Source organism: Halopseudomonas aestusnigri, from assembly GCF_002197985.1.
Lineage (GTDB): Bacteria > Pseudomonadota > Gammaproteobacteria > Pseudomonadales > Pseudomonadaceae > Halopseudomonas > Halopseudomonas aestusnigri.
Genome location: NZ_NBYK01000004.1, coordinates 251,161 through 276,072 on the forward strand (window position 1 = coordinate 251,161; position 24,912 = coordinate 276,072).

Consider the following 24,912-nt stretch of genomic DNA (forward strand, 5'->3'; position numbering starts at 1 on the left):
CATGACCTTCAATCACTACTTTCAGAGCGAGTTGAGTGCCCTGCGTGAGCAGGGCCGGCGGTTTGCCGAACATCACCCCGCGCTGGCGCCCTACCTCGCCGGCACCAGCACCGACCCGGATGTAGAGCGGCTGCTTGAGGGCGTTGCCTTTCTTACCGGGCGCCTGAGGCAAAAACTCGATGACGAGTTGCCCGAACTGACCCACTCGCTTATGCATCTGCTTTGGCCAAACTGCCTGCGCCCCATGCCGGCACTGGCCATGCTGCAGTTCGAACCGTTGCAACGACCGCTCAAGGCACTACCCATTGCACGCGGCACCGGGGTGGAGTCACGCCCTGTCGACGGTATTCGGTGCCGCTTTCGCACAACCAGTGCGGCGACCTTGCTGCCCGTCGAACTGGCAGGCTGCCGTTACCAGAGCCATGCTACCGGCGCACGCTTGACCCTGACACTGCAGATGACCTGCGAAGGCAGCCTGACAGACCTCGATCTGCGCCGACTGCGCTTGCACCTGAGCGGCAATGCCTATTCAAGCCGTCAGCTGTACCTGCACCTGTGCCGCCATCTGGACGCCATTACCCTGCAGCCGCTCGATGCAGCAGGGCAACCGCTGACTCAACAACCATCACTCACCCTGCCCGCCGACCACCTGCAGCCCTGCGGTTTTGCGACTGAGGAAACCCTGCTGCCGAATACCGATCAGGGGTTCAGCGGCTATCGGCACCTGCAGGACTACTTTGCCTTCGCCGAGAAGTTTCTGTTTGTCGAGCTGACCGGCCTTGAGCGCGAGGTCACGCCGGACAAACCACTAATGCAGCAGGCACGCGGGCTGCGCATCGAATTTGACCTGCACCATCCGGACTGCCGCCAACTGACGCCAGACACCGATATGGTGAAGCTTTACTGCACACCTGTCGTCAACCTGTTCAGCCACGACGCCAGTCCGGTCAGACTCGATGGCCGACAGGATCGTTACCTGCTGCGCCCTGCGGGCCTTGCACCAGCCCAGTGCGGCGTCTTTTCGGTCAATCGGGTAACCGGCTGGAAGCCGGGCGGCATGGGTTACCGGACCTACGTTCCGTTCGAATCCTTCGAGCATGACCATACACTCGCAGGCCCCGATGCATCGCCGCACTACAGCTTGCGACAACTGCCGGCTCTGGATGGCGAACACCTGGAAACCCACCTGTGCTTCGGTCTCCAGCAGCAGGATCAGCAGGAAACCCTGTCCATTGAGCTGACCTGCACCAATCAGCAGTGGCCTGGCAAGCTGGCCCAGGGCGACATCTGCCATCCCTGCGAGGGCACGCCCGAGTTTGTGCAATTTCGCAATATCGGGCGCATCACCCCAAGCTATGCGCCGGCGCTGCACCACCAGGGGTTGTGGCAGTTGATCAGCAGCATGGCGCTCAACTACCAGACGCTGGAGAACATCAGTGCCCTGCGCGAAGCACTCAGCTGTCACGACCTGCCAAGGCACTGCGACCAGAACGCAGCCAGGGTCAGCGAGCGCCGTCTGAACGCACTGCGCTCGGTGCGGCACCGTCAGACCGACCGTCTGTTTCGAGGGCTGCCGATACGCGGCGTGCAGTCGGAACTGGAGGTTGACGCAGAGGGCTGTAACGGCTCCGGGGAGCTCTTTCTGTTTGGCTCGGTGTTAAACGAATTTTTCGCGCAGCATGCCGGCATCAACACGTTTCACGCCCTCTCCATCATCAGCTTGCAGGGAGAACGCTACCAATGGGTACCGCGTCTGGGTCACCAGCCCCTGTTCTGATTCGCCTGCAACGGGACATCCAGCATTACAGCCTGTATCAGGCACTGCTATGCCTGCTGGATCAACTGCAGCAGAGCTATCCCGGCGAGACGCCGGAAGCACACTACCGACGTGTCCGTTTTTGTGCCAACCCGGGATTGGGGTTCGCTGCAAGGGACATCGAACAACTGCAGATTGAACACGACGAGCGCGGTCTGCATTTCGTCCTGCAGCTGAATCTGATCGCCCTCAGCGGTGCCAGTTCACCCCTGCCTGCCCACCAGGTTGAGCTGGCGCTGGGTGATGATCCGGGCTGCGGCAACGTCAGGGCCCTGTTCGACCTGTGCAATAACCGTCTGCAACGGCTGCTGTTGCCGATCTGGCAGAAGTATCGCTACTACAGCCGCTTTCGCAGCGGCGCCAGCGACCGGTTGTCCAGCAACCTGCTGGCTCTGGCCGGCTTGCACAATACGCCCGAGAGCGGCCCCCTGCAGGCCCACCGTCTGCTGCCCTGCCTGGGGCTGATCAGCGGCAAGGCCCAGTCGGCCGACAGTATCGCGGCGGTGCTGCGTCACTACTTCCGCTCTCCCTCAATCACACTGGAACAATGCCTGCCCAGACAGGTTTCCATCCCGGACGAGCAACGTTCGGCGCTCGGCCGCAACAACAGCACTCTCGGTCATGAGCTGGTTCTGGGCAGCCATATCATGTCCATCGCCGGTGCATTTCGAGTGCATCTGACGCAGCTCGACTGGAACGACTTCCACCGATTCCTGCCACCCGGACAGGATCACCAGACGCTGCACAACCTGCTCGCCTTTCTGCTGCGCACGCCGCTGCAGTACGACCTGCGACTGCAGCTGCAGGCCAGCGAAGTGCGGGCCCTGCACCTGGGCAGCCGCAACACCTGCCGACTCGGCTGGACAACCTGGCTGGGCAGCCCGGCCGGCGATCCCGTCATTCTTCTCTGTTCCACGACCAAGGACGGTCTGCATGATTGCAATTGATATTCACCAACTTGTCAGCCTGCTCGATAGCGAGGTACACAGCGCCCTTGAGCGCGCCGCCGAGCACTGTCTGCAACGCGGCGGCGCCAACGTGGAGCCGGAAGACCTCATCCGGGCCCTGCTGCAACACCGCGGCAGCCTGCTGCATCAGGTGCTTGCTGTCAGCGAGATTGACGCCGATGCACTGTTATCCAGCTGCCATCTACCAACCCAACACCAGCAGAGCGGCCGCAACCCGAGCTTGTCCAGCACGCTGGTCAACTGGCTGCAACAGGCACTACTGGTCGCCACCACCGAGCTGCATCAGCAACGAATAAACCTGCACGCACTGCTGCTTGGCTGGCTGCGCAACCCTTTGCTGCACCCTGATCCCCTGGCTCCGCTCAGCATTGATCAACTGCAGCAGTTGGCCAACGCGGACGACACCAGCCTTCAGACCGACACATCGCTGCTCAAGTCCTACACCCACGACCTGACAGAGCAGGCGGAGGAAGGCGCTCTGGACCCGGTGCTTGGGCGCGAGCGCGAGATCAGGCAGCTGGTCGACATCCTCTGCCGACGCCGCAAAAGCAACCCGATCATCATCGGCGATGCCGGGGTTGGCAAAAGTGCACTGGTCGAGGGGCTGGCACAACGGCTCGTCGCCGGCGGTGTCCCGGAAGCACTGCGCGGCTGGCGGCTGCTCAGTCTTGATCTCGGCCTTCTGCAGGCAGGGGCCGGTATGCGTGGGGAGCTGGAACGACGCCTGCAAGGCATACTGGCGGGCGCTGCCGACCCTGATAACCGGGTCATTTTGTTCATCGATGAAGCTCATACGCTGATCGGCCATGGTGGTGATGCCGGTACTGCCGATACCGCCAACCTGCTAAAACCTGCCCTGGCACGCGGCACGCTCAGGGCGATCGCCGCCACCACCTGGAGCGAGTATCGGCGTCATATCGAAAAGGACCCGGCTCTTGCACGCCGCTTCCAGCCCTTGCAACTGCGCGAGCCCAGCCCATCCGAGGCGATAAGCCTGCTGCGCGGACTGGTGCCTCGCTATGCCGAAAGCCACGGACTGCATGTGCGAGACGAGGCGGTTGTGGCGGCGGTCGAGCTGGCAGCTCGCTATCTGGCAGACCGCCAATTGCCTGACAAAGCCCTGGATCTGCTCGATACCGCCTGCGCGAGAACGCGGGTAAACCTTGCAGCCGTGCCCGCTGCGCTGGACCGCCTGCAGGCACAACAGGCTGACCAGGCACGCCAGCGCGAATCGATTGAGCGCGACCGACAGCTAGGACTGCCAACCGACCCCGCCCTGCTTGAACATCTGAACCAGCAACATCAGGCCGGCGGCGATACCCTGCAAAATCTGCAGCAGCAGTGGACCGCGCAGCGGGAGCTGGCGCTGCAACTGGTCAGTTTGCGTCATCAGCGCGAGGCGCCGCATGCCGAACTGCGCCAGGCGCTGCAAGACCTGCAACAGGCGCCGCAGCCCCGACTGGTCTGCGCCGAGGTAGATCGCAATGCGATTGTCGAAGTGGTGCATGAGTGGACAGGCATTCCGACCGCACAACTGAGCGGACACTACCACGAGCGCATCGCCCGTTTCGGGGAACGCCTGCACGAGCGGCTGCATGGTCAGCCCGAGGCGGTAGAGCAACTGAATCGCAGCCTGCGTGCCAGCGCACTGGGCCTGTCCCGCCCGGACCGTCCTGCCGGCGTATTTCTGCTCACCGGTCCGAGCGGCGTTGGCAAGACGGCAACCGCGGAGGCCATTGCCGACCTGCTGTATGGCGGAGACGCGTTTCTTACTGTGATCAACATGGGTGAGTATCAGGAGCGCCATAGCCTGGCCCGGCTGATCGGCGCTCCGCCCGGCTACGTGGGCTACGGTGAAGGCGGCCAATTGACCGAAGCGGTACGTCGCCGCCCTTACTCGGTGATCCTGCTGGACGAGGTCGAGAAGGCCGATCCACAGTTGCTCAATCTGTTCTATCAGATCTTCGACAAGGGCATCGCGAATGACGGAGAGGGGCGCGAAATCGACTTTCGCAACACGCTGATTCTGCTTACATCCAATCTTGGCAGTGAGCACATTGAACGACTCTGTCGCAACGCTGCACGCCCCACCCCTGAGCAACTGGTCGAAGCCATCCACCCCCATCTGAACGCGCATTTCAAACCGGCGCTACTCGCCCGCATGCGTGTTTTGCCGTACTACCCGCTTGCAGCGCAAAGTCTGCAATCCATCGCCAGTCAGCGCCTTCGTGCGCTGCAGCAGCGTATGCAGGCGCGTGCGATTGGATGCCGGCTGGATCCCCGGCTGCCTTCACTGATTGCCGAGGCGTGCAGCAATACGGGTGGTGCTCGCCATATTGAGCGCTGGCTTGAAGAGCGTCTGATAAGCCCCATCGCAGATAGGCTGCTGCAGAGCGACGAGCCGAACCACTGCGCACTGAACCTGTACGCCCGGGTTGACAATGAGGGAGAGGTGACCTGTGAGCTCGCGTGAAATGCTGCCGTTCAACGCGGCAGCTGCCGTACCCGATGCGGCAAACCTACTGACCGGACTGAGCGCGCTCGTGCAGTGCCAGAACTCCGCCGAACTGCAGCAAAAGCTGGTCGGATGGCTCGCGGAGCTGGGCAACTGCGCACTGGTTCAGCTGTATCTGCTCGACGCCAGCCATAGCCGGCTGCCGCTGTGTTGCCAGTGGCTGGACGGCCAGCTCGGTGGAGAGCACGGCGAGGATGGCCTGACGGCACCGTTGCTTGCCTACAGCCTGAGCCAGAACACCCCGCTGCAACTGGACGAACTGGATCGCAGCCTGCATGCAACCCCCTTCCTGCCGGCAAGTTCAGCTGCCTGGCGCAGCCTGCTGTGTCAGCCCATTCTGGATCGCAGACAGCAAGTGGGCGGGCTGCTGGTGCTGGCCAGCCGGGCACGGGGTCTCGGCAGAGCACTGACGTTGCCGCTGGACATGGTCGGCAATATTGCGTTGGCGCAACTGCACGCAATGCAACAGGCCGAGCTGGCGCTGCAGGCACCCGATCTGCCACTGCCCGAGCCGGCAACAGCCAGCAAGCTCGGCAGTTTCGGGCTGATCGGTGAGAGCCCCGCCATGCAGCAGGTCTACCGACTGATCAGCAAGGTACTGCACAACCCCGTCACGGTGCTGCTCGGCGGCGAGACCGGTACCGGCAAGGAGCTGGTCGCCCGCGCCATCCACGATTACGGCTCACGCCGCAGCCAGCCCTTTATTGCTCAAAACTGCAGCGCGCTGCCCGAGCAGCTGCTGGAAAGCGAACTGTTCGGCTACCGCAAGGGGGCCTTCACCGGCGCCGACCAGGACCGGGAAGGGCTGTTCGACGCGGCCAATGGCGGGACCTTGTTTCTGGACGAAATCGGCGACATGCCGCTGGCCCTGCAAGCCAAGCTGCTGCGGGTGCTGCAGGAGGGCGAGGTGCGACCGCTTGGCAGCAACCAGAGCCATCGTGTCGACGTCCGCATCGTCGCCGCCACCCACCAGGATCTGTTCAGTCAGGTCGAGCAGGGAGGGTTTCGTGAGGACCTTTACTACCGCTTGAGCCACTTCCCGATCAGCCTGCCGCCGCTGCGCGAGCGCGGCAGCGATATCCGACAGCTTGCCCTGCAGTTTACCCAAGAGACCTGTACCTTCCTGCAGCGCTCGCACTGCCGCTGGTCAGACACCGCCCTGGCATACCTCGCGACTCAGCGTTTCCCTGGCAATGTGCGTGAACTCAAGGGACTGATCGCCCGGGCTCTTTTGCTGTGCGACGGTAACCTGCTGCTGCCAGAGCACCTGGACCTGCCCAATACGCCAACCCAGGCTCACCGCCTGACGCTGCGCGAACAACTGGAGGCGGTAGAGCGCAACCTGCTCAACGAAGCCCTGCAACAGCACAACGGCAATCAGACCCTGACCGCCCGGATGCTGGGTTTGCCCAGGCGGACCCTGCTCTACCGCATGCAGCGGCTCGGCATAGCGCTGCGGTCACGATCACAGGCTCAATGCCTACCAAAATAGTATTGCGCCGCGGGTGTATTCAACGTCTCATGGCCCCTGGACCTCGCCATGGAGTAACCATGCAACTGCCCAAGGCAACCCTGCTGACCGCGCTCGCCATGCTGGCTTTTGCCGGCAATTCGGTGCTGTGCCGGCTGGCGCTGGACACAACCGCCATCGACCCGGCCAGTTTCACCAGTCTGCGACTGATCTCCGGAGCCACTGTGCTGTGGCTGCTGGTAACGCTACGCGGCGGCGGCGCCTTCAGCCACGGCAGCTGGCCGTCTGCGCTAGCGCTGTTTGCCTATGCCGCAGGTTTTTCCTGGGCGTATATCCACCTCGATGCAGGTATGGGCGCGCTGCTGCTGTTTGCGGCGGTGCAGGTCACCATGATTGGCACGGGAATTGTGCGCGGTGAGCGGCTGACGCTGCCGCAGCAGGCGGGTATGACGCTGGCGCTCCTGGGCCTCATTGCCCTGCTGCTGCCGGGTTCCAGCGCCCCGCCCTTGCCAGCCGCGCTGAGCATGCTGGCGGCGGGCATTGCCTGGGGCATTTACTCGCTGCGCGGGCGCGGTGCCAGCAACCCTACCGCGGTGACTGCGGGCAACTTTCTGCGCGCGGCACCGCTGGCAATTCTCCTCAGCCTGGCGCTGCTGCAGAGCCAGAGTCTGGACAGCCAGGGGGTGCTCTATGCGCTGGCCTCCGGCGCTGTCACCTCGGGGCTGGGCTACGCTATCTGGTACGCCGCACTGCCGCATCTGCGCGCCAGCGTCGCGGCAACGGTGCAGCTGAGTGTGCCGGTCATTACCACGCTCGGCGGCGCGCTATTGCTGGCCGAACCGCTGACCCTGCGGCTGCTGCTCGCTTCGGCCATGATCCTCGGCGGTATCGCGCTGGTGTTGCGCAAACCGGTGGCCAAAGGCTGAACTTAGGGCATGGCCGTCGTCACAATGCCTGGCATAGAACGTACTGCCTGATGCAAGATGGGCAACCGCCCCGCCCTGTCGCCTGCCTCTGAGGAAGGATTCCATGCAACTACTGTCCCGCCGTGCGACCTGGCGCATCGCATCCGTTACCCTGCTGCTGACCGTCCTGGTTATCGCCTGCAGCGCCGTTCAGACCTACCCGCACGCCGAACCGGTGGTGGCGACGCATCAGAGTTTCGACTATCAGCGCGACATCAGGCCGATTCTGGAAACCAGGTGCATGGCCTGTCACGGCTGCTACGACGCCCCCTGCCAGCTCAAGCTGACCAGCGCCGAGGGCATTGAACGCGGTGCGTCCAAGAAGCAGGTCTACGACGGCACGCGAATTGACGACGCCGAGCCAACTCGACTGGGTATTGATGCCGACAGCACCGAAGCCTGGCGGCAAAAGGGGTTTTTCTCGGTGTTGCATGACGCCAACGCCGGCGCAGCGCAGCAACTCGACGGCTCTCTGCTTTACCGCATGATCGAGCTGGGCCACCGCAATCCGTTCCCGGCCGACAGCACACTGCCGGAAGCAATCAAGATCGGCACCAAACACACCTTCAGTTGCCCTTCCCCGGGCACCTTTGACGACTACGCCGAAGAGAACCCGCACGGCGGAATGCCCTATGCCACCAGCGGCCTGAGCGATCAGGAATTTGCCACCCTCAGTCGCTGGATCAGTGAAGGCGCGGTCACTGCGCCACAGCCCTGGAACCCATCGGCACAGGAGCAGGCAAGCATCGAGCGCTGGGAAACCTTCTTCAACCAGCAGGGTGCCCGAGAGCAACTGGTCTCACGCTACCTGTTCGAGCACCTGTTTATCGCCCATCTGCACTTCCCCGACATCGCCGGCAGCAGCTTCTATGAACTGGTGCGCTCCGCAACGCCGCCAGGCCAGCCAGCCGAGCCACTGGCCACAGTGCGCCCCAATGACGATCCGGGCCAACCGTTCTACTACCGCTTGCGCCCGCTGCGCGAAACGCTGGTCGAAAAGACCCACATCACCTATGCCCTGGATGCTCAGCGCATGGATCGCTGGCAGGAACTGTTCCTGCAGAACGACTGGGCCGTTGCCACCCCGCCCGGTTACGCCTACGCAGAACGCTCCAACCCGTTTATCACCTTTACCGCCATTCCGGCCAGGGCGCGCTATCAGTTCATGCTCGATTCGGCGGAGTACTTCGTTCGCTCCTTTATTCGCGGCCCGGTGTGCCGCGGCCAGATCGCTACCGATGTCATTCGCGACCAGTTCTGGACCGTGTTCGAAGATCCGCAGCAAGAGGCCTACGTCAATGATCCGCTCTATCGCAGCCTGACCACGCCACTGCTCGGCCTGCCCGGGCAGGACAGCGATCTCTCCGCGCTGGGTGCGGCGTGGCTGGAGTACAGCAGCAAACGCAATCAGTATCTGATGCTGCGGCACGACTATTATGCCGAGCGCAAACCCGCCGGGGCCGATATGGCCGAGATCTGGGACGGCGACGGCCACAACCGGGACGCGCTGCTGACCATCTTCCGCCACCACGACAGCGCATCGGTGCGCCGAGGGCTATGGGGCCAGGTGCCGGAGACCATTTGGGTCATGGACTACCCGCTGCTTGAGCGGACCTACTATGAGCTGGTCGTCAACTTCAACGTGTTCGGCAGCCTGTCGCACCAGGCTCAGACCCGGCTGTATTTTGACCTGATTCGCAATGGCGCCGAACACAATTTCCTGCGTTTTGTCCCGGCGCAGGCCCGCAAGGCCCTCTACGAACAGTGGTATCAGGGCCATGCGCTGCTCAAGGACCGCATTGCCTACGCCGATGTCAGCCTCGATACCCCGGTCGCCATCCGCTACACAGAGGAAGATACCCGCAGCAACCCCGCTGTCATGGCAGCCTTCACCCGACAACTGATGGCCCGTGCAGATGCGGTAGACAGCGGCCCGGACACCCTGAACCGTTGCCCGCAGAACACCTGTCAACGTCCGGAGCTGAGCGACCAGCAGCGCCACATCGATCAGCTCCTGCGCCCGCTCGGGCAGGGCACCGCTGCCAGCGTTCCGGTCATTGCACTGCTGCCGGAGATCAGTTTCCTGCGTATCCATGAGGGCAAGCAGCGCTGGGTATACACCCTTGTCCACAACCGCGCCCACAGCAACGTCGCCTTCATGTTCGGTGAAGACGCCCGTCTGCAGCCGGAACGTGACACGCTCACAGTGATGCGCGGCACGCTCGGCAGCTATCCCAACTTCAGCTTCGACATTCCCCTGCAGCAACTGCCGGATTTTGTCGCCGCCTTACGTGCCACACGCGACGAAGCGGGGCTTGGCGCGGTCGCCGCCCGCTGGGGTGTGCGTCGTACCAGCCCCAGCTTCTGGGACATCATTGCGGACTTCCGGCGCTATGTTGAGGAAACCGATCCGTCCCAGGCAGGTCTATTCGACATCAATCGCTACCAGAACCTGTAAACCCGACATTCCACGCAGCCCCACGGCTGCGAGGATGCGGACAACCGCAAAAACGGGTTTACACTGAGAACATGGCCGCTCGATGGACAATACGGCACTATCAAAGAGGACTTACCATGCTGCTTTCCCCCTCACGATTGCTGCTGGCTGCAGCCTTCGGCAGCCTGCTGGCGGGCTGCGCCCATAACGCCGCCCCGGAAACCGACAGCACGCCCGCCACCACGACTGACCAGCAAGTGGTGCCACAGACCAGGCAGGTGAACGGAGCAATAAGCTACCGCGAGCGTATTGCCCTGCCACCGGGCAGCGTCGCCCACGTCCGGCTGCTGGATGTGTCCCGCGCCGACGCCCCGGCCACCGTGCTGGCGGAGCAGAAGACCACGCTGATCGGCATGTCGGTTCCGGTGCCGTTCGAGCTCAAGGTGGAACCCCGCATGTTTCTGCCGCAGGCGACCTACACCGTGTCCGGCCAGATTCGCGGGACCGACGCAAAGCTGCTGTGGACTACCGACACCCACTACCCGATTGACCTCAGTCAGGCGATCAACGACCTGGGCACCCTGATGATGATCAAAGTCAGCGGGCAGGTAGCGGAAGACGCCGAGGTGATTGACGCCGGCTCCCTGCTGCCGCTGCAGGCACGGGGTAACGAGCCCGGCTGGATGCTGACGATCGACAGCGAGCGGATGCGTCTGACCCGTCAGGACAGCAGCGCCGCCCAGCTTACACCGACGCCGACGGCAACCCGTCAGGGCGACACCATACGCCTTGATGCCGGAACGACACATCAGATGGTTGTCGAGCTAACCCCGGCGCTGTGCCACGACAGCATGACCGGCATGCCATACCCCTACCGGGTTCGGGTTCAGCGCGAAGCGACAGAGCTGACCGGCTGCGGCGGTGCGCCGGAAGCCCTGCTGACCAAACACACCTGGAAAGTGCAGCATATCGATGACAAGGCAGTGCAAAGCGACACCCCGGTAACCCTCAGCTTCACCGCGGACGGACGTATGGGTGGTCAGGGTGCCTGCAACGCCTTTTCCTCCGGCTATCAATTAACCGGAGAGAACCTCACCACCAGCGCGATTGCAGCCACCCAGAAAGCCTGCATGGATGAGCTGATGGCTCAGGATCAGGCGTTGTTCGACGTGTTGCAGCAGCTGTCGCGCTTCGATATCGATGCACAGGGCCAACTTCTTCTGATCGCGGCAGATGGCCGCAAGATCGTCGCAGAAGCCCTATAACATCAGCTGCAGCATGGACAGTCAGGCCGCTATCGGGCATTATGCCGGCGCCAATGACCCTGTACTCCGCAGGGTCAATCCCGTCATACCGAGGTACCCGCATGAGTGATCTGCCCCAATGCCCTGCCTGTCAGTCCCCCTACACCTACCAGGACGGTTTGATGTTCATCTGCCCGGAATGCGCCCATGAATGGTCGGCAGAGACAGCAGACGCGCAAGCCTCCAACGACTCAGGTATCAGGGATGCAAACGGCAATCCGCTGCAGGACGGCGACACAGTGACCGTTATCAAGGACCTCAAGGTCAAGGGCTCATCGCTGGTAGTCAAGGTCGGCACCAAGGTCAAGAATATTCGCCTGGTCGATGGTGATCACGACATCGCCTGCAAGATCGACGGTATCGGCGCGATGAACCTCAAGTCAGAGTTCGTCAAAAAGGTCTGAGGCCAGTCAGCGGCGAAAGCATACGTACTGACGTAACGGGCTTTCGCCGCGCCAGACAAACCCTTCCCAGTAATAGTGCATGAACGAAATCAGCAGGATTGCGATCCCGATGAAGGCATGCTGCTGATAGCTGTTAAGAAACCAGGCAATCAGGATCGACGCTGCAGGCAGCACCACGAACGGCGTCATACCGGCCGATGGCAGCCAGCGATACAGCCAGCCTGCTGACGTTCTCACCTGCCGGTTGCGGTCATGGGTGATGTAAACGCTGAATGCCGTCAGGTCATGTATCAGGCGCGGCATCAGGATCACCAGCAAGGTGTACCCCAACTGATTGATCATCAGTGCACTGACCAGCAGCGCACCATTGGCCCAGATAAACCAGCACCCGAGGCGCCCTTCGCAAGCCCCCGCCAACCGCCAGGTCAACAGCAGCAAGATCACACAAAGGGCACCAGCCAACCCGGCCAGCAACGCATAGACATCCGTGCCGGCGACCCGAAAATGCCCCAGATACTGCCCCCCATAAACGTTCAGATAGATCGCCAGACCCGCGGCGACGGCTACCCACTTCCACAAACGAAACAGGCGTCCTGGTCTGCGCCCGCTCAGCACAAGGGCAATGCCCAGCTGCTGCGACAGCACATGCAAGACGGTAAAGCCGGCAAAGAACACAAACAGCAACTGATAGCTCAGCGGTTGCGGCCCATACCATCCGACCAGACAGATCAGCAGAAATGCCAGCAATGCCGGCAGCAGTTGCCGACGGTAATGCCGCAGGTAAGTGCGATCCGACAGCGTCAGTGCGCTGGCGATGATATGCGGCAGGCCGAACAGCAACGCCCACAGTGCCCAGTCATCGGGGTCGTCCGGCAGCAGGTTGTGCAGCAGTGCTCGCTGCAACACCAGCGCATCGAACGCGATGACGGCAAACGAAAGCGGGATAACCGCATAGAGCGCCAACAGCCAGCGCCCATCAACGTAATGGAAAGACAGATCGGATTGCACGGCAGGCCCGCATGAACAAGTGTGCGACCTACTTGATCACACCCTGCCCTGCGCGCCCATCACCCGAAACAGTGAACCTCAGCCCACCACCAGCGTTGCCAGCCAGGCAACCAGCAGCGAACAGACCACGATAATCGTCAGCGGCTTGCGCAGCGCCGGGTACCAGACTGGCGCGACCCCGTGATTGACCGCCCAGATGTCGGCAAAATACAACGCTGCAAAGGCGACCAGAATGACCGGCAGCCCGAGGACGTTAGGCAATGCCAAGGCTACCCAGCCGAGCAGCGGCGGGATAACCGAAAGCCCCAGCTGAACAGGAGCCTTGTCGCTGTTCTCCTCGGCGCGCATCGCCAGGCCCCAGTGAATGGCGCCCATGAACGCCAGAATGATCGCGGCATAGGCCAGCAGCTCCTCGAGCACCCTGTCGCGCCAGGCCTCGGGTGTGAGCCAAAGGCCCAATGCCCCGGTTACAAAGGGAATGAGCCCCGCCAGACCAAGCCCTAACGCCAGACGAGGGGGACGCGTTGCGCCAAATGGATGCATGCAAACTCCGCTGCCAACTATGCCGGGATAGGCCCAATCGATTATAAGAGTCGACGCTTGACTGGCAAGCCCGCCGAACGCCGCCGTGGCAGATTACGCACCAACCGCTTGAGGTGCGCGCGCAGCAGCGCCGCATCAGCGTTACCACCCGCATACTGCTGGGCAACGAAGCAGTCAAAAAACGCTGCCAGCAGGTCAGCCTGCGAGGGCAGTGCGCACCCAATACGCTGCTGCCAGTCCCGCGGCCCCTCCCCGGCCTGCGCGCCAAGGCCAAGCGGGCGCAGACGCCGATCAAGCTGCTGCCAGGCGCGTTGCGCCGGTGTGCCGGTACGCCGGGCGGGCCGCAGCCAGAAAAACGCCTGCACTGCCATCAGGGTAAACACCAGCGCCAGCACAATCACACCGATCCGCTGCCAGTCGGCAGTGCCAAGCCAGTGTCGGAACAGGGCCAGCTGCTCCTCCGAGCGAAAATTCAGCACCCGCCGCTGCCACTGATAGTTCAGATCATCCCAGCTAAGGCGCAGGCTGTTGAGCCAACTGACACCGCGGTAGCGCGCTCCTGACAGCGGCGCCTCGGCGAGGAAGCTGCCTTCCTCGCGCATGGCCTCTTCCAGTCCGCGCTCGATGCGCGTGGGAGCAACCTGAAAGGTCGGATCAAAGGCGGTCCACCCGGTTCCCGGCAGCCACGCCTCAACCCAGGCATGGGCATCAAACTGATGTACGAGTAAATATCCACCCCTGGGATTCAGCTCGCCGCCCTGATAGCCAGTGACGATACGAGCCGGAATCCCGGCCGCACGCAGAACGAATGCCATGGCACCGGCGTAGTGCTCACAGAAACCACGACGGGAATCGAAGAGGAACTCGTCATTGGCATGCTGGCCAAGCGGCGACGGCTGCAGCGTGTAATAGAACGGCTGCTCGGAAAAATGCGCCAGCACCGCCTGGATCAGTTGCGCATCACTGCCATACTCGGCACGCAGCTGTCGGGCCCAGGCACGGGCACGCGGGTCACCGCTGGGCGGCAGTTGCAGCTCACGGCGACGCTCACTGACCGAGAGCCCTTCCGGTTGCAGCAGGGCATCGCTATGGGCCGTGGCCGTGTACGCGAAGGTACCACTGAGCGGCCGCAAGGCGCGCAAGGTGTCATCGGCCAGCCGGTTGACCTGGGGCGTACTGCTGACGCTCCCGCTTAAGCTATACAGCCAGTTGCGACCGCTGGGCTCGGCAACCACCTGATAAACGAGCGCAGCGCCTGCCGTATCTGGGGGTGGCGCGGTACGTTGTTCCAGACGCTGATCGTAGGACCAGGTGCGCCCATCAAAGCGACTGAGGGTCATTGCCCGCCAATAAAGCGTCGATGCCGACGGCACCTGTCCGTCGAACTCAACCCGAAAGGCCAGCTCCGGCGACTGCGCCAGATTGGCGATGTCCGCCGGCGCCATACTCTCGGACAGGCCGGTGCGGGCGCTGCTGCCGGGTACATTGACCGACCACAGCGGTGCCAGCCGGGGAAAGAACAGAAACAGCACCAGCATCAACGGCAGCGCCTGCATCACCATCACGCCGGCCCGGCGCAAGGCGGCTGCCGGGTCGTTACGCGCGGGACTTTGCTGCAGACCGACCAGAGCAGCCACCAGGATAAGCGTGCAGAATCCCTGGTAGAGGGCCAGCGGAATGCCCTGATCAAACAGAAACGCGGTCGCGACAATGAAGAAGCCGAGGTAAATCACCACCAGCGCGTCACGCGGGCTGCGCATTTCCAGCAGCTTGAGCATGAACAGCAGGAGCAGCACCATCACGGTGGCATCCAGCCCGATCAGCGTACCCTGGGAGACATACACCGCCAGCCCGATCAACAGCAGCCCGCCTACGCGCAGCAAACGCCCGGGATAGCCCCAGCGCATACGCTGAATCTGCACCCGCCAAAGTGCACAACCCAGCCAGAGCACCGCGATCCACCAGGGCAGGCGGGGCAAATGCGGCACCAGTACAACCAGTTGGGCAATCAACAGCCAGGCAAGACTGTTACGCGGAATCAGCGCGGTCATCGCTGCGGCTCCAGACCATACAGCGCCAACGCTCGCAGGCACTGCTCGCGATGCGCAGGGCCTAGCGCCGGCTCGATACGCTGGCCCGGCAGGCTCAGTCCGTAGGCGCGGCGAGCGTTCTCCAGCGCCAGCACCCAACCGGTCATTACCCCAAGCCGCTCCTCCAGATCACGCCCGACCGCGCTGGTCAGGTCAAGCCACAGGCTCTGCTGCTGCGGCTCGGCGAATATCTTGCTGTGCAGGCCCTGGCCGCGCGACCAGGCGCGCCAATCGAGACGCCTGCGCGAATCACCCGGCTGATAGGCGCGCAGCCCCTGAAAATCGTCCACCCCTTCGACCAGCGCCTGATCCTGATCGTGCTCCGAGCCCTCCGGCGCACTGCCGCGCGGCAACGGGCGGCTGACCGGTCTGGGGTAGACCAGCACCTGCCAGTCCAGATCGACCAGACTCCAGGCCTGAAACCAGCCAAGCGGAAAACGCGTCTCGACCCTCAGCCGCTCAAGTATTAACCAGCCACGATGATTGGTCGGGTAATACAGGGTCAGTGCCTGCTCGCCGCCGGCGGGCACATCAACCGTATGCAAGCCAGCCTGCGGCCAGCTCAGACGCAGTGCCTGATGTTCCCGCCGCGAGCTGCTGAGCACCAGGCCCAGCGGGGCCTGCTCCCCCGCAAACACCGGCCTGCCACCGGTTGCCCTGAGCTGCACCCCGGCCAGATTGCGGTAAGTATGATGCAGGGCCACCCAGAACAGGCTGAGCAGCGTGAAGGTCAGGCCATATACCAGGCTGTTCTGGTAGTTGATGGCGCCTACCAGCATGATCGCCAGCAGCAATAGAAAGCCAGCGCCAGCTTTGCTCGGGATAATGAAAATACGCCGGTGATCGAGCCGAATCTGCTGCGCCGGCGGTATGCGGCGGCGCAACCAGCCACGGTGCCACTGGCGCAGGCGCTCACGTATTGCTTCGCTCACACCGGCGACACCTCGCTCAGCAACCAGCGCGCCAGGCTGTCGCCGCCATGCCCGGCCGGATCGTGGGTGGCGCGCAGACGATGGCTGACCACCGCAGGCAATACCGCCTGCACATCTTCGGGGATGACGTAATTGCGCTGTTCCAGCAGTGCCCAGGCACGGGCTGCGGCCAGCAGGCCCAAACTGGCCCTTGGTGACAAGCCCCAGGCGCAGGCGTCACTGTTGCGGGTGTGATTGACCAGCCGCAGGATGTAGTCGATCAGCGCATCGCTGGCGGTAACCTGCGGCACCAGCGCCTGAAGTGCACAGAGCTGCTCACGGCCGAGCACGGTTCTGATGGCGTCCAGGCGGACCCGGCGTGCATCGCCCTGCAGCAGGCTCTTCTCGGCCGCCTCGCTGGGGTAACCGAGCGACAGACGCATCAGAAACCGATCCAACTGCGACTCGGGCAGCGCGAAGGTGCCGGACTGGGAAACCGGGTTCTGGGTGGCGATCACGAAAAACGGATCGGGCAGCGGGCGGGTCGCCCCGTCAACCGTCACCTGGCCTTCCTCCATTGCTTCAAGCAAGGCGCTCTGGCTCTTCGGGGTCGCACGGTTGATCTCGTCGGCCAGCACCAGCTCGGCAAAGATGGGCCCGGGATGAAACACAAACTGGGCGGTATTGCGGTCAAATACCGAGGTGCCGAGGATGTCACCGGGCAGCAGGTCACTGGTGAACTGAATACGCTGGTAACTCATGCCCAGTACCCGGGCCAGCGCCTGCGACAGCGTCGTCTTGCCCATGCCGGGCAGATCCTCGATCAGCAGATGCCCCTTGGCCAGAATGCAGGCCAGCGCCAGCTTGATCGCCTGGGATTTGCCCAGCAGCACCTCACCTATGGCGTCCTGCGCCGCACTCAACACATCCTTCATGCTTACCTCTTCTCCGGGCTACCATGCCATGGTAGGTGCAAGCGCTGTTACGCGAAAGCCAAATGCAATAGCTTGTAACAGCCTGCACATCACCCATCAGGAAATCCGAGGGGGTTGAATGTCACTGTTTCGCACGATGGTCCTGCTGCTGACAAGCCTGCTGGGCGGCTGCTCGGCGCTGGCCCCGGTCAATTGGCTGGTGCCTGAAAACGGCTACAAAACCCTCACCGATCTGCCCTACGGTGACTTGCCACGCCAGCGGCTCGACGTATACCTGCCGACGGACCTGAAAGCCAACGCCCCGGTGGTGGTGTTCTATTACGGCGGCAGCTGGCGCAACGGCGAACGCGCCGATTACCGGTTTGTCGGCCAGGCGTTGGCCAGTCGCGGCATTATCACCGTGATCCCGGACTACCGGCTGTATCCCGAGGTCCGCTATCCCGATTTTTTGCGCGACAGCGCCAAGGCACTGGCCTGGACCCAGGCCAACCGCAGCAACTGGCAAAGCCCAGCCGGTCCGCTGTTCGTCATGGGCCACAGTGCCGGCGCCTACAACGCCGCCATGCTCGCGCTAGATCCGCGCTGGCTGGCACAGGAACAACTTGCCCCCGAGGTGCTCAGTGGCTGGATCGGTCTCGCCGGGCCCTATGACTTTCTGCCGATCATCAACCCCAATGTGCAGCCGGTTTTCTATCACCCGCAAACGCCGGTCGACTCCCAGCCGCTGGTCCACGCCAGTGCCGCCAGCCCGCCGGCCCTGCTGCTTGCCGGAGCCGATGACAGCCTGGTTGACCCGCAGCGCAACACCCGGCAACTCGCCGAGGCCCTGAGCAACTATCAGGTTGCCACGCAAAGCGCGATTCTGAGCGACATGGGGCACATCAAAATTCTGCTCACACTGGCAGCGCCCTTTCAGGACCGGGCTCCGATGATTGAGCAGATCACCGGCTTCATAAGTAGGCACGGCACGCGGGACGGCGGGCAGCAAGTCAGCACGGATCCGGCTGTCGCCTCAGCCCGAACCAACTAGGAAAGAACGGCACAAGCAAGGGAAGTCAGGGCAACGCCGTCAACCGGACAAACCGAAAAATCCGAGAAGGCCGGGCGATGCTGGAAGGAAAGGGAACGAAGAGGTTAAGCGCAGAGACGCGGTACCGGCGGGTCAACGCCGCCGGTACCGCAGCCGATTACATGCCGACGGCCATACCGACGCCAGCCAGACTGATCAGGGCGCCCAGGCTGCCCATCACGACGCGCGCGGCCTTGCGCTCCTGCAGCCACAGGCCGCCAAACAGACCGGCTGCGTGCAGTGCCGCGGTAGCGACCGCGAAGCCCAGCGCGTAGCTCAGCGCACCTGCAGCAGCAGGCATTTCAGCACCGTGGGCGTAGCCGTGGAACAGCGAGAAGCCAGCCACCAGCAGCGCCACCGGCGCAGTCTGGCCACGCTGCACAACAACCAGCAGCGCGCCCAGTACGATGACCGACCCGACGATGCCCAGTTCAACGCCCGGCAGGTGAACACCGGCCATCGCCAACGCCCCGCCAACCAGCATCACGGCAACGAACAGCAGCGGCAGCAGCCAGCGGGCAGCACCGCCCAGCTTGGCGCCGCACAGACCAACAGCCACCATCGCCAGCAGGTGATCCATGCCCATCAACGGGTGCGTGATCCCGGCGGCCAGTCCCGAGACATCATGGCCGGGGTGCGCCTGTGCCAGTCCAGGCAGCAGGGCAAGAGTGGCAATCAAGCCAAGGCGTTTGTTCAACAGTGTCATGTCAGGCTCCTTGTTGCTGTGCAGTGTCCGGCAGAGCCTTGAGCATGCCCTGACGTACGATAAATTCGATGATCTGGTCCACGCCCTGACCACTCTTGAGATTCGAGAACACGAACGGACGCTCGCCGCGCATCTTCTTGGCGTCACGGTCCATCACATCCAGATCGGCACCAACCAGCGGGGCCAGGTCGGTCTTGTTGATGATCAGCAGGTCGGAACGGGTGATGCCCGGGCCGCCCTTGCGCGGAATCTTGTCGCCGGCAGACACGTCGATCACGTAGAGGGTCAGATCAGACAGTTCGGGGCTGAAGGTCGCAGCCAGGTTGTCACCACCGCTCTCCACCAGCACCAGTTCCATGTCCGGGAAGCGTTCCTGCAATTCGGCCACCGCCGCCAGATTCATGGAGGCGTCTTCACGAATCGCGGTGTGCGGGCAGCCGCCGGTTTCTACCCCGAGAATGCGGTCTTCCGGCAGCGCCTGATGGCGCAGCAGAAAATCGGCGTCTTCGCGGGTGTAGATGTCGTTGGTAATCACGCCCAGGTTGTAGTGCGGATACAGGCGCTCGCAAAGGGTGCGAACCAGCGCGGTCTTGCCGGACCCGACCGGTCCGCCGATGCCTACCCGCAGTGCAGGTCTGGAAGTCATGTGTCAGTGCTCCTTAAGATCGAAACAATCGGGTGTATTGATGTTCATGGCGGGCGCTGGCAAAGGCCAGGCCCGGTAATCCTGCGCCGAGATCATCGGCGGACAGTGTGGCGGCGGTATCCACCACCGCAGGCAAATCGGGCAGCATGCGATCCAGCAACCGCTGGGCGTCGGTCTGCCCGAGCGGAATCAATTTGGTTGCGGCGCCGGTTTGGTTCTCCAGCCAGCTCCAGAGCGCGCCCAGTGCCAGCGCACGAGCGCCGGTCTGCCAGTGCTGCCCGGCCATCGCCAATGCGGTCATCAGCGCAATCGGCTCGCCCTGCGGCCATTCCATCGCCGCAGGCACCGCCAGCGATTTGAGCAGACGCAGCAGCGCCCCGCCCTGCTGGCTGTCTTCAAGGTACAACTCTGCCGTTTCCCGATTGGCCAACAACCAGTCGTTCCAGGAAAACAGCGCGCCTTCATCATCACGCTCCAGCGCATCGTACTGGCGCAGCAGCAACGGAATATCCAGCTTCGCCAGCGAGTGACCAAGCAAACCGCCCAGCCAGTGGGCGGCACTGTCGATGTCACTCACCCAGTTCTGCTCGATGGCGTACTCCAGCCCTTGCGAGTAGGCGTAGGCACCAATCGGCAGCGCCGGGCTGGCCAGCTGCAGCACGCGCAACAGGGCCAGGTCAGCGACCGGGCTCACCTCAGCCATGGGCATGCCCAGCGAGGCGCAGCAGCGGCGCGGCCGGCGTGGCTACGCTGTGACTGTGGTTGTGATACGCGCCCTTCTCCGGGTTGAACGGCGCGGTGATCTGCTCGACCTCCAGCCCGAAGCCCACCAGCATGGCGTCCAGCACGTGATCGCACTGGTAGCGCAGCTCGGTCGCATGCACCTCCAGCGCCACGTGGCGGTTGCCCATGTGATACGCAGCGCGGGCCAGTTTCAGGGTGTCGTCACAGACCACGCGCGAGAGTTTTTCCGGTGCGGCGGCAATCATCAGCACGCTGCCATCGAGGCACTGCAGACGATCGCCCTGCGCCAGCACGCGACCACGTGGCAGAAACAAACCGACTTCGTCGCCGGCAACCGTCTTGGCACGCAGACGGCTGCGGGTGCGCAGCTCGTAGGTCAGTTCCAGTACGTGGTCATGGGGGCCGGACTCTTCCAGCCAGGCATGACATTCCAGCATCGTGCTCTCCTTAAAACAGGTAGTAACGCTGCGCCAACGGCAGCTCATCAGCAGGCTCGCAGAGCAGCTCAACGCCGTCGGCCTTGACCACATAGGTCTGCGGATCGACGCTGATGTCCGGCTGATAATCGTTCAGTTTCATGTCGGCCTTGCTGATATTGCGTGTATTGCGCACGGCCTCGAGACGACGCTTCAGGCCCAGCTTTTCCGCCACGCCAGCATCAATCGCCGCCTGCGAGACGAAGGTCAGACAGGTGGTGTCCATGCCCCGGCCGAAGGCGCCAAACATCGGCCGGTAATGCACCGGCTGTGGCGTCGGGATGGAGGCATTCGGATCACCCATAGGCGCCGCTGCAATGGCCCCGCCCTTGAGAATCAGGCTCGGCTTGGCGCCGAAGAAGGCAGGCTTCCACAGCACCAGATCCGCCAGCTTGCCGACTTCAATCGAGCCGACCACATGACCGACGCCCATGGTGATGGCCGGGTTGATGGTGTACTTGGCGATGTAGCGTTTGACCCGCGCGTTATCGGACCAATCATCGTCGCCTTCCAGCGGGCCACGCTGGACTTTCATCTTGTGCGCGGTTTGCCAGGTGCGAGTGATCACCTCGCCGACCCGGCCCATGGCCTGGGAGTCGGAGGAGATCATGCAGAAGGCGCCCAGGTCATGCAGGATGTCTTCAGCGGCAATGGTTTCGCGGCGAATGCGCGAGTCGGCGAAGGCCACGTCTTCAGCAATGGCCGGATCAAGGTGGTGGCAGACCATCAGCATGTCGAGGTGCTCATCGACCGTGTTGATGGTGTAGGGCCGCGTCGGGTTGGTCGAGGACGGCAGCACGTTGGATTCGCCGCAGGCCTTGATGATGTCCGGCGCATGGCCACCACCAGCGCCTTCGGTGTGGTAGGTGTGAATCACCCGGCCGTTGATGGCCGCCAGGGTGTCTTCAACAAAGCCGGATTCGTTCAGGGTATCGGTGTGGATAGCCACCTGCACGTCGAAGGCATCGGCCACGCTCAGGCAGCAGTCGATCGCCGCTGGAGTGGTGCCCCAGTCTTCGTGCAGTTTCATGCCCATGGCACCGGCCTGAATCTGCTCTTCCAGCGGGTCCGGCAGACTGGCGTTGCCCTTGCCGAGAAAACCCAGATTCATCGGGAAGCATTCGGCCGACTGCAGCATCTTGCCGATATGCCAGGCACCCGGCGTACAGGTCGTCGCGTTGGTGCCGGTGGCCGGGCCGGTGCCGCCACCGATCATGGTGGTGACGCCCGACATCAGCGCCTCATCAATCTGCTGCGGGCAGATAAAGTGAATGTGCGCGTCGATACCGCCGGCGGTAAGGATCATGCCCTCACCGGCAATCACCTCGGTGCTCGGGCCGACGATGATGTCGATGCCGGGCTGAATGTCCGGGTTTCCGGCCTTGCCGATCGCCTGGATGTTGCCATCCTTGATCGCCACGTCGGCCTTGATGATGCCCCACCAATCAACGATCAATGCGTTGGTGATGACCGTATCCGGCGTCTCGGCGCGGGTGCGCTGGCTCTGGCCCATGCCATCACGGATGACCTTGCCGCCACCGAATTTCACTTCTTCGCCGTAGCGGGTCAGGTCCTTCTCGACACTGATCCACAGCTCGGTATCACCGAGGCGAACGCGGTCGCCGGTGGTTGGGCCGTACATTTCCGCATAGGCCTGTCTGCTGATTTCCATTGTTCGCTTCTCCCAATCTGCTCAGAGACTGCCCATGACGTCGCCACGGAAGCCATAGACCTTGCGCTCACCTGCCAGCGCTACCAGTTCTACCTCGCGGCTCTGCCCCGGCTCAAAGCGCACCGCGGTGCCGGCGGCGATATTGAGACGAAAACCGCGCGCCGCATCGCGATCAAACTGCAGCGCCGGGTTGGTCTCGGCAAAGTGGTAATGGGAGCCGACCTGCACCGGACGATCACCGCTGTTGGCAACGCTGATCACCAGTGTTTCGCGTCCTTCGTTCAGTTGCAGCACGCCGGGGCGGGTCTGCACTTCTCCTGGAATCATGATGGGCTCCTACGGAATCGGGTTATGAACGGTGACCAGCTTGGTGCCGTCCGGGAAGGTGGCTTCGATCTGCACCTCGGCCAGCAGCTCCGGCACACCGGGCATGACCTGCTCGCGGGTCAGCAGCGTGCGGCCATAACTCATCATCTCGGCTACGCTGCGACCATCGCGCGCGCCTTCCATGATGGCGGCGCTGATATAGGCCATCGACTCGGGGTAATTCAGCTTTACGCCACGGGCCAGCCGGCGCTCCGCCAGCAGCGCGGCGGTAAACAGCAGCAGCTTGTCTTTCTCGCGGGGGGTCAGCTCCATGAAGAGGGCTCCATCTCAAGTGTTCCAGATACGTGGTGCACAGGGTTCACGCCCGTTGATCAACGGACGCAGCTGCCGCCACAGACGAATAAAGGTATTGCGCGCATGCTCGGCATGCAGGCCAAGATAACGCCCAATCAGCAGCCCGTTGCGCAGGGTCAGCGCCAGCTCCGGGCAATCGGTCACGCTGTCACGCAGATCATCCATCTGCTGACGGTCCAGCTGCACGGTCGCCAGCCAGGTACCACTGACGCCGCAGCCGCCAAGGCCCCAGCGTGCTTCCAGCAGCGGGTCACCACCGACAAACTGATTGCGCTCGATATAGATCGGACGGCCATCGCGCCAGACATCCAGCCGCTGGTCTACCTGACCATAGCTGAAGCCCTCTCCCGCTGCAGGGCGGCCCAGACAGAGCAGATCCCAGGCCACGCAGCGAGCGTCCACGGCCAGATCGATGCGGGTGATCATGCGAGCGTGGCAGCCCTCAAAGGCGATGGTGTCCTGCGGCAGGTATTCAAGGCTGCTGCCGGAGGCAAGGGAAAAACGGTTGTGCTGCACCTGCAGCGTGCCGTTGTCGCGAGCGCGGTAAAACTTGCCGGAGGATGGCGTAGTCAGGACAGCACAAGCGTTCTCCTGCATGTCGGCCTGCAGACGCAGATTGTCGCCACTCACCAGCCCACCCGGCGGATGCAGAATGTACAGATGCGGGCAATCCACCCCTTCCGGGGTAAACGGACGCTGCACGCGCAGCGGGCCGCGATGACTGGTATGGGCAAGTTGTGTACGCGCACCGGAACGCACAAAGCCCAGCCGCAAACCGGCCTGCCAGTTCAAAGCGCTGTCATGCTGCTCCAGGTGCCAGGCGTGTGTCATGCGTGCTCGTTCCCAATCAATAATCCCGATTTACAGAGCAAGTGCCATGCCACATAAGGAGTCCCGGGTTCCGGGGGACGCACGAGGACAGCGCAGCCATCAGCGCACCAATATAGCTCACTGACCATTTGGACAGCTTTTACATGCACCATGATGAAGCACAATTGGAAACACTCACCGCCTTGCAACTGCGCGCCAATCTGGTAGGGTCGACAGGTCGGCGTCCTGTCGACGTTTTCCCTTACCTCATTTTTACCCAACTCTGATCAAGGAGTAGTGCCGTTCGCCATGAACAAATCCCCTGCAATCGTCCTGACCCGTCTGGATGTTCAACGCCTGGAAAAGGTAATGGCCGATATACCGGCCCCGCTGGAAATGCTCGAAGCGCTGGAGGACGAACTGCTGCGCGCACGTGTCATCAGCCACAAGCAGATCCCCAAGGACGTGGTTACGATGAACTCGACGGTGCGTTTCATTGACGAGGCCAGCGATCGGGAGTTTGTGCTGACGCTGGTCTACCCGGATCAGGCGGGCCGTCCCGGCACCATTTCCGTACTGGCACCGGTCGGCATGGCATTGATCGGGCTGAAGGTCGGCCAGAGCATCAATTGGCAGGGCCCGGCCGGGCGGCCCCTGCGCCTGAAGATCATCGATGTGCTCTATCAGCCGGAAGCCAACGGTGACTTCCACCTCTGAGTGATTGCCCCTGACCGGGGCAAT

23 protein-coding genes are annotated in these 24,912 nt (G+C 62.9%); 10 read left to right on the plus strand and 13 right to left on the minus strand.

The features are described from left to right. The first annotated feature begins 1 nt into the window (after window position 1). From tssF to B7O88_RS08880, 8 genes are all read left to right on the plus strand, one after another. Window positions 2-1,777, plus strand: a complete 1,776-nt coding sequence (gene tssF, locus B7O88_RS08845; protein ID WP_088275301.1) for a type VI secretion system baseplate subunit TssF — start codon at window positions 2-4, stop codon at window positions 1,775-1,777. Then, window positions 1,741-2,763, plus strand: coding sequence for a type VI secretion system baseplate subunit TssG (gene tssG / locus B7O88_RS08850; RefSeq protein WP_088275303.1), 1,023 nt, complete (start codon window positions 1,741-1,743; stop codon window positions 2,761-2,763). Before tssF ends, tssG begins: the two co-directional genes overlap by 37 nt. Next, window positions 2,750-5,257, plus strand: a complete 2,508-nt coding sequence (gene tssH / locus B7O88_RS08855; protein WP_088275305.1) for a type VI secretion system ATPase TssH — start codon at window positions 2,750-2,752, stop codon at window positions 5,255-5,257. Before tssG ends, tssH begins: the two co-directional genes overlap by 14 nt. 1 nt (window position 5,258) lies before the next feature. After that, window positions 5,259-6,791, plus strand: a complete 1,533-nt coding sequence (locus tag B7O88_RS08860; RefSeq protein ID WP_088275307.1) for a sigma-54 interaction domain-containing protein — start codon at window positions 5,259-5,261, stop codon at window positions 6,789-6,791. Between the two features lie 59 nt (window positions 6,792-6,850). Then, window positions 6,851-7,696, plus strand: coding sequence for a DMT family transporter (locus B7O88_RS08865; RefSeq protein WP_088275309.1), 846 nt, complete (start codon window positions 6,851-6,853; stop codon window positions 7,694-7,696). Window positions 7,697-7,799: 103 nt separating this feature from the next. Beyond that, window positions 7,800-10,193: a fatty acid cis/trans isomerase gene (locus B7O88_RS08870; RefSeq protein WP_088275311.1), complete on the plus strand. Its 2,394-nt coding sequence runs from the start codon at window positions 7,800-7,802 to the stop codon at window positions 10,191-10,193. A 116-nt stretch (window positions 10,194-10,309) separates the two neighbouring features. Next, a complete protein-coding gene (locus tag B7O88_RS08875; RefSeq protein WP_160003158.1) occupies window positions 10,310-11,437 on the plus strand; it encodes a YbaY family lipoprotein in 1,128 nt (375 codons plus the stop codon). Between the two features lie 101 nt (window positions 11,438-11,538). Further along, on the plus strand, window positions 11,539-11,880 hold the full coding sequence (locus B7O88_RS08880; RefSeq protein WP_088275314.1) for a zinc ribbon domain-containing protein YjdM: 342 nt from the start codon (window positions 11,539-11,541) through the stop codon (window positions 11,878-11,880). A gap of 6 nt (window positions 11,881-11,886) precedes the next feature. On the opposite strand, the gene B7O88_RS08885 is transcribed toward B7O88_RS08880, so the two are convergent. The 5 genes from B7O88_RS08885 to B7O88_RS08905 form a co-directional block, all read right to left on the minus strand. Further along, window positions 11,887-12,888 (minus strand): hypothetical protein, encoded by a 1,002-nt coding sequence (locus B7O88_RS08885; protein WP_088275316.1) that lies wholly within the window; start codon window positions 12,886-12,888, stop codon window positions 11,887-11,889. 78 nt (window positions 12,889-12,966) lie between these two features. After that, entirely contained in the window at window positions 12,967-13,431 is a 465-nt protein-coding gene (locus B7O88_RS08890; RefSeq protein WP_088275318.1) for a DUF3429 domain-containing protein, read from the minus strand. 41 nt (window positions 13,432-13,472) lie between these two features. Continuing rightward, window positions 13,473-15,482: a transglutaminase TgpA family protein gene (locus B7O88_RS08895; RefSeq protein ID WP_088275320.1), complete on the minus strand. Its 2,010-nt coding sequence runs from the start codon at window positions 15,480-15,482 to the stop codon at window positions 13,473-13,475. Beyond that, window positions 15,479-16,480 carry a DUF58 domain-containing protein gene (locus B7O88_RS08900; RefSeq protein ID WP_412779068.1) on the minus strand — a complete coding sequence of 334 codons (1,002 nt, stop codon included), beginning with the start codon at window positions 16,478-16,480 and terminating at the stop codon, window positions 15,479-15,481. The genes B7O88_RS08895 and B7O88_RS08900 overlap by 4 nt, the downstream gene beginning before the upstream one ends. After that, window positions 16,450-17,367: an AAA family ATPase gene (locus B7O88_RS08905; RefSeq protein WP_088275323.1), complete on the minus strand. Its 918-nt coding sequence runs from the start codon at window positions 17,365-17,367 to the stop codon at window positions 16,450-16,452. The genes B7O88_RS08900 and B7O88_RS08905 overlap by 31 nt, the downstream gene beginning before the upstream one ends. Before the next feature lie 118 nt (window positions 17,368-17,485). Here B7O88_RS08905 and B7O88_RS08910 point away from each other — a divergent pair, with 118 nt between their 5' ends. Further along, a complete protein-coding gene (locus tag B7O88_RS08910) occupies window positions 17,486-18,397 on the plus strand; it encodes an alpha/beta hydrolase (protein ID WP_088275326.1) in 912 nt (303 codons plus the stop codon). A 157-nt stretch (window positions 18,398-18,554) separates the two neighbouring features. Here the strand turns inward: B7O88_RS08910 and B7O88_RS08915 are convergent, their stop codons facing one another. Genes B7O88_RS08915 through B7O88_RS08950 form a run of 8 tightly spaced genes read right to left on the minus strand, consistent with a single transcriptional unit; the run spans window position 18,555 to window position 24,192 of the window. Further along, window positions 18,555-19,142, minus strand: coding sequence for a HupE/UreJ family protein (locus tag B7O88_RS08915; RefSeq protein ID WP_088275328.1), 588 nt, complete (start codon window positions 19,140-19,142; stop codon window positions 18,555-18,557). A gap of 1 nt (window position 19,143) precedes the next feature. Continuing rightward, the gene (gene ureG / locus B7O88_RS08920) at window positions 19,144-19,788 is read right to left on the minus strand and encodes an urease accessory protein UreG (protein ID WP_088275330.1); all 645 of its coding nucleotides are present in this window, start codon (window positions 19,786-19,788) and stop codon (window positions 19,144-19,146) included. 13 nt (window positions 19,789-19,801) lie between these two features. Further along, window positions 19,802-20,491, minus strand: a complete 690-nt coding sequence (locus B7O88_RS08925; RefSeq protein ID WP_088275332.1) for an urease accessory protein UreF — start codon at window positions 20,489-20,491, stop codon at window positions 19,802-19,804. Beyond that, complete coding sequence (gene ureE, locus B7O88_RS08930) at window positions 20,484-20,969, minus strand: urease accessory protein UreE (RefSeq protein ID WP_088275334.1); 486 nt, start codon at window positions 20,967-20,969, stop codon at window positions 20,484-20,486. The genes B7O88_RS08925 and ureE overlap by 8 nt, the downstream gene beginning before the upstream one ends. 10 nt (window positions 20,970-20,979) lie before the next feature. Next, window positions 20,980-22,680, minus strand: coding sequence for an urease subunit alpha (gene ureC, locus B7O88_RS08935; protein ID WP_088275336.1), 1,701 nt, complete (start codon window positions 22,678-22,680; stop codon window positions 20,980-20,982). 21 nt (window positions 22,681-22,701) lie between these two features. Further along, complete coding sequence (locus tag B7O88_RS08940; RefSeq protein WP_088275339.1) at window positions 22,702-23,007, minus strand: urease subunit beta; 306 nt, start codon at window positions 23,005-23,007, stop codon at window positions 22,702-22,704. A gap of 9 nt (window positions 23,008-23,016) precedes the next feature. Continuing rightward, the gene (gene ureA / locus B7O88_RS08945; protein ID WP_088275341.1) at window positions 23,017-23,319 is read right to left on the minus strand and encodes an urease subunit gamma; all 303 of its coding nucleotides are present in this window, start codon (window positions 23,317-23,319) and stop codon (window positions 23,017-23,019) included. Between the two features lie 15 nt (window positions 23,320-23,334). After that, window positions 23,335-24,192, minus strand: coding sequence for an urease accessory protein UreD (locus B7O88_RS08950; RefSeq protein WP_088275343.1), 858 nt, complete (start codon window positions 24,190-24,192; stop codon window positions 23,335-23,337). Between the two features lie 288 nt (window positions 24,193-24,480). Between B7O88_RS08950 and rnk the strand changes: the two genes are divergently transcribed. After that, a complete protein-coding gene (gene rnk / locus B7O88_RS08955) occupies window positions 24,481-24,888 on the plus strand; it encodes a nucleoside diphosphate kinase regulator (protein ID WP_088275345.1) in 408 nt (135 codons plus the stop codon). Window positions 24,889-24,912 lie beyond the last annotated feature (24 nt).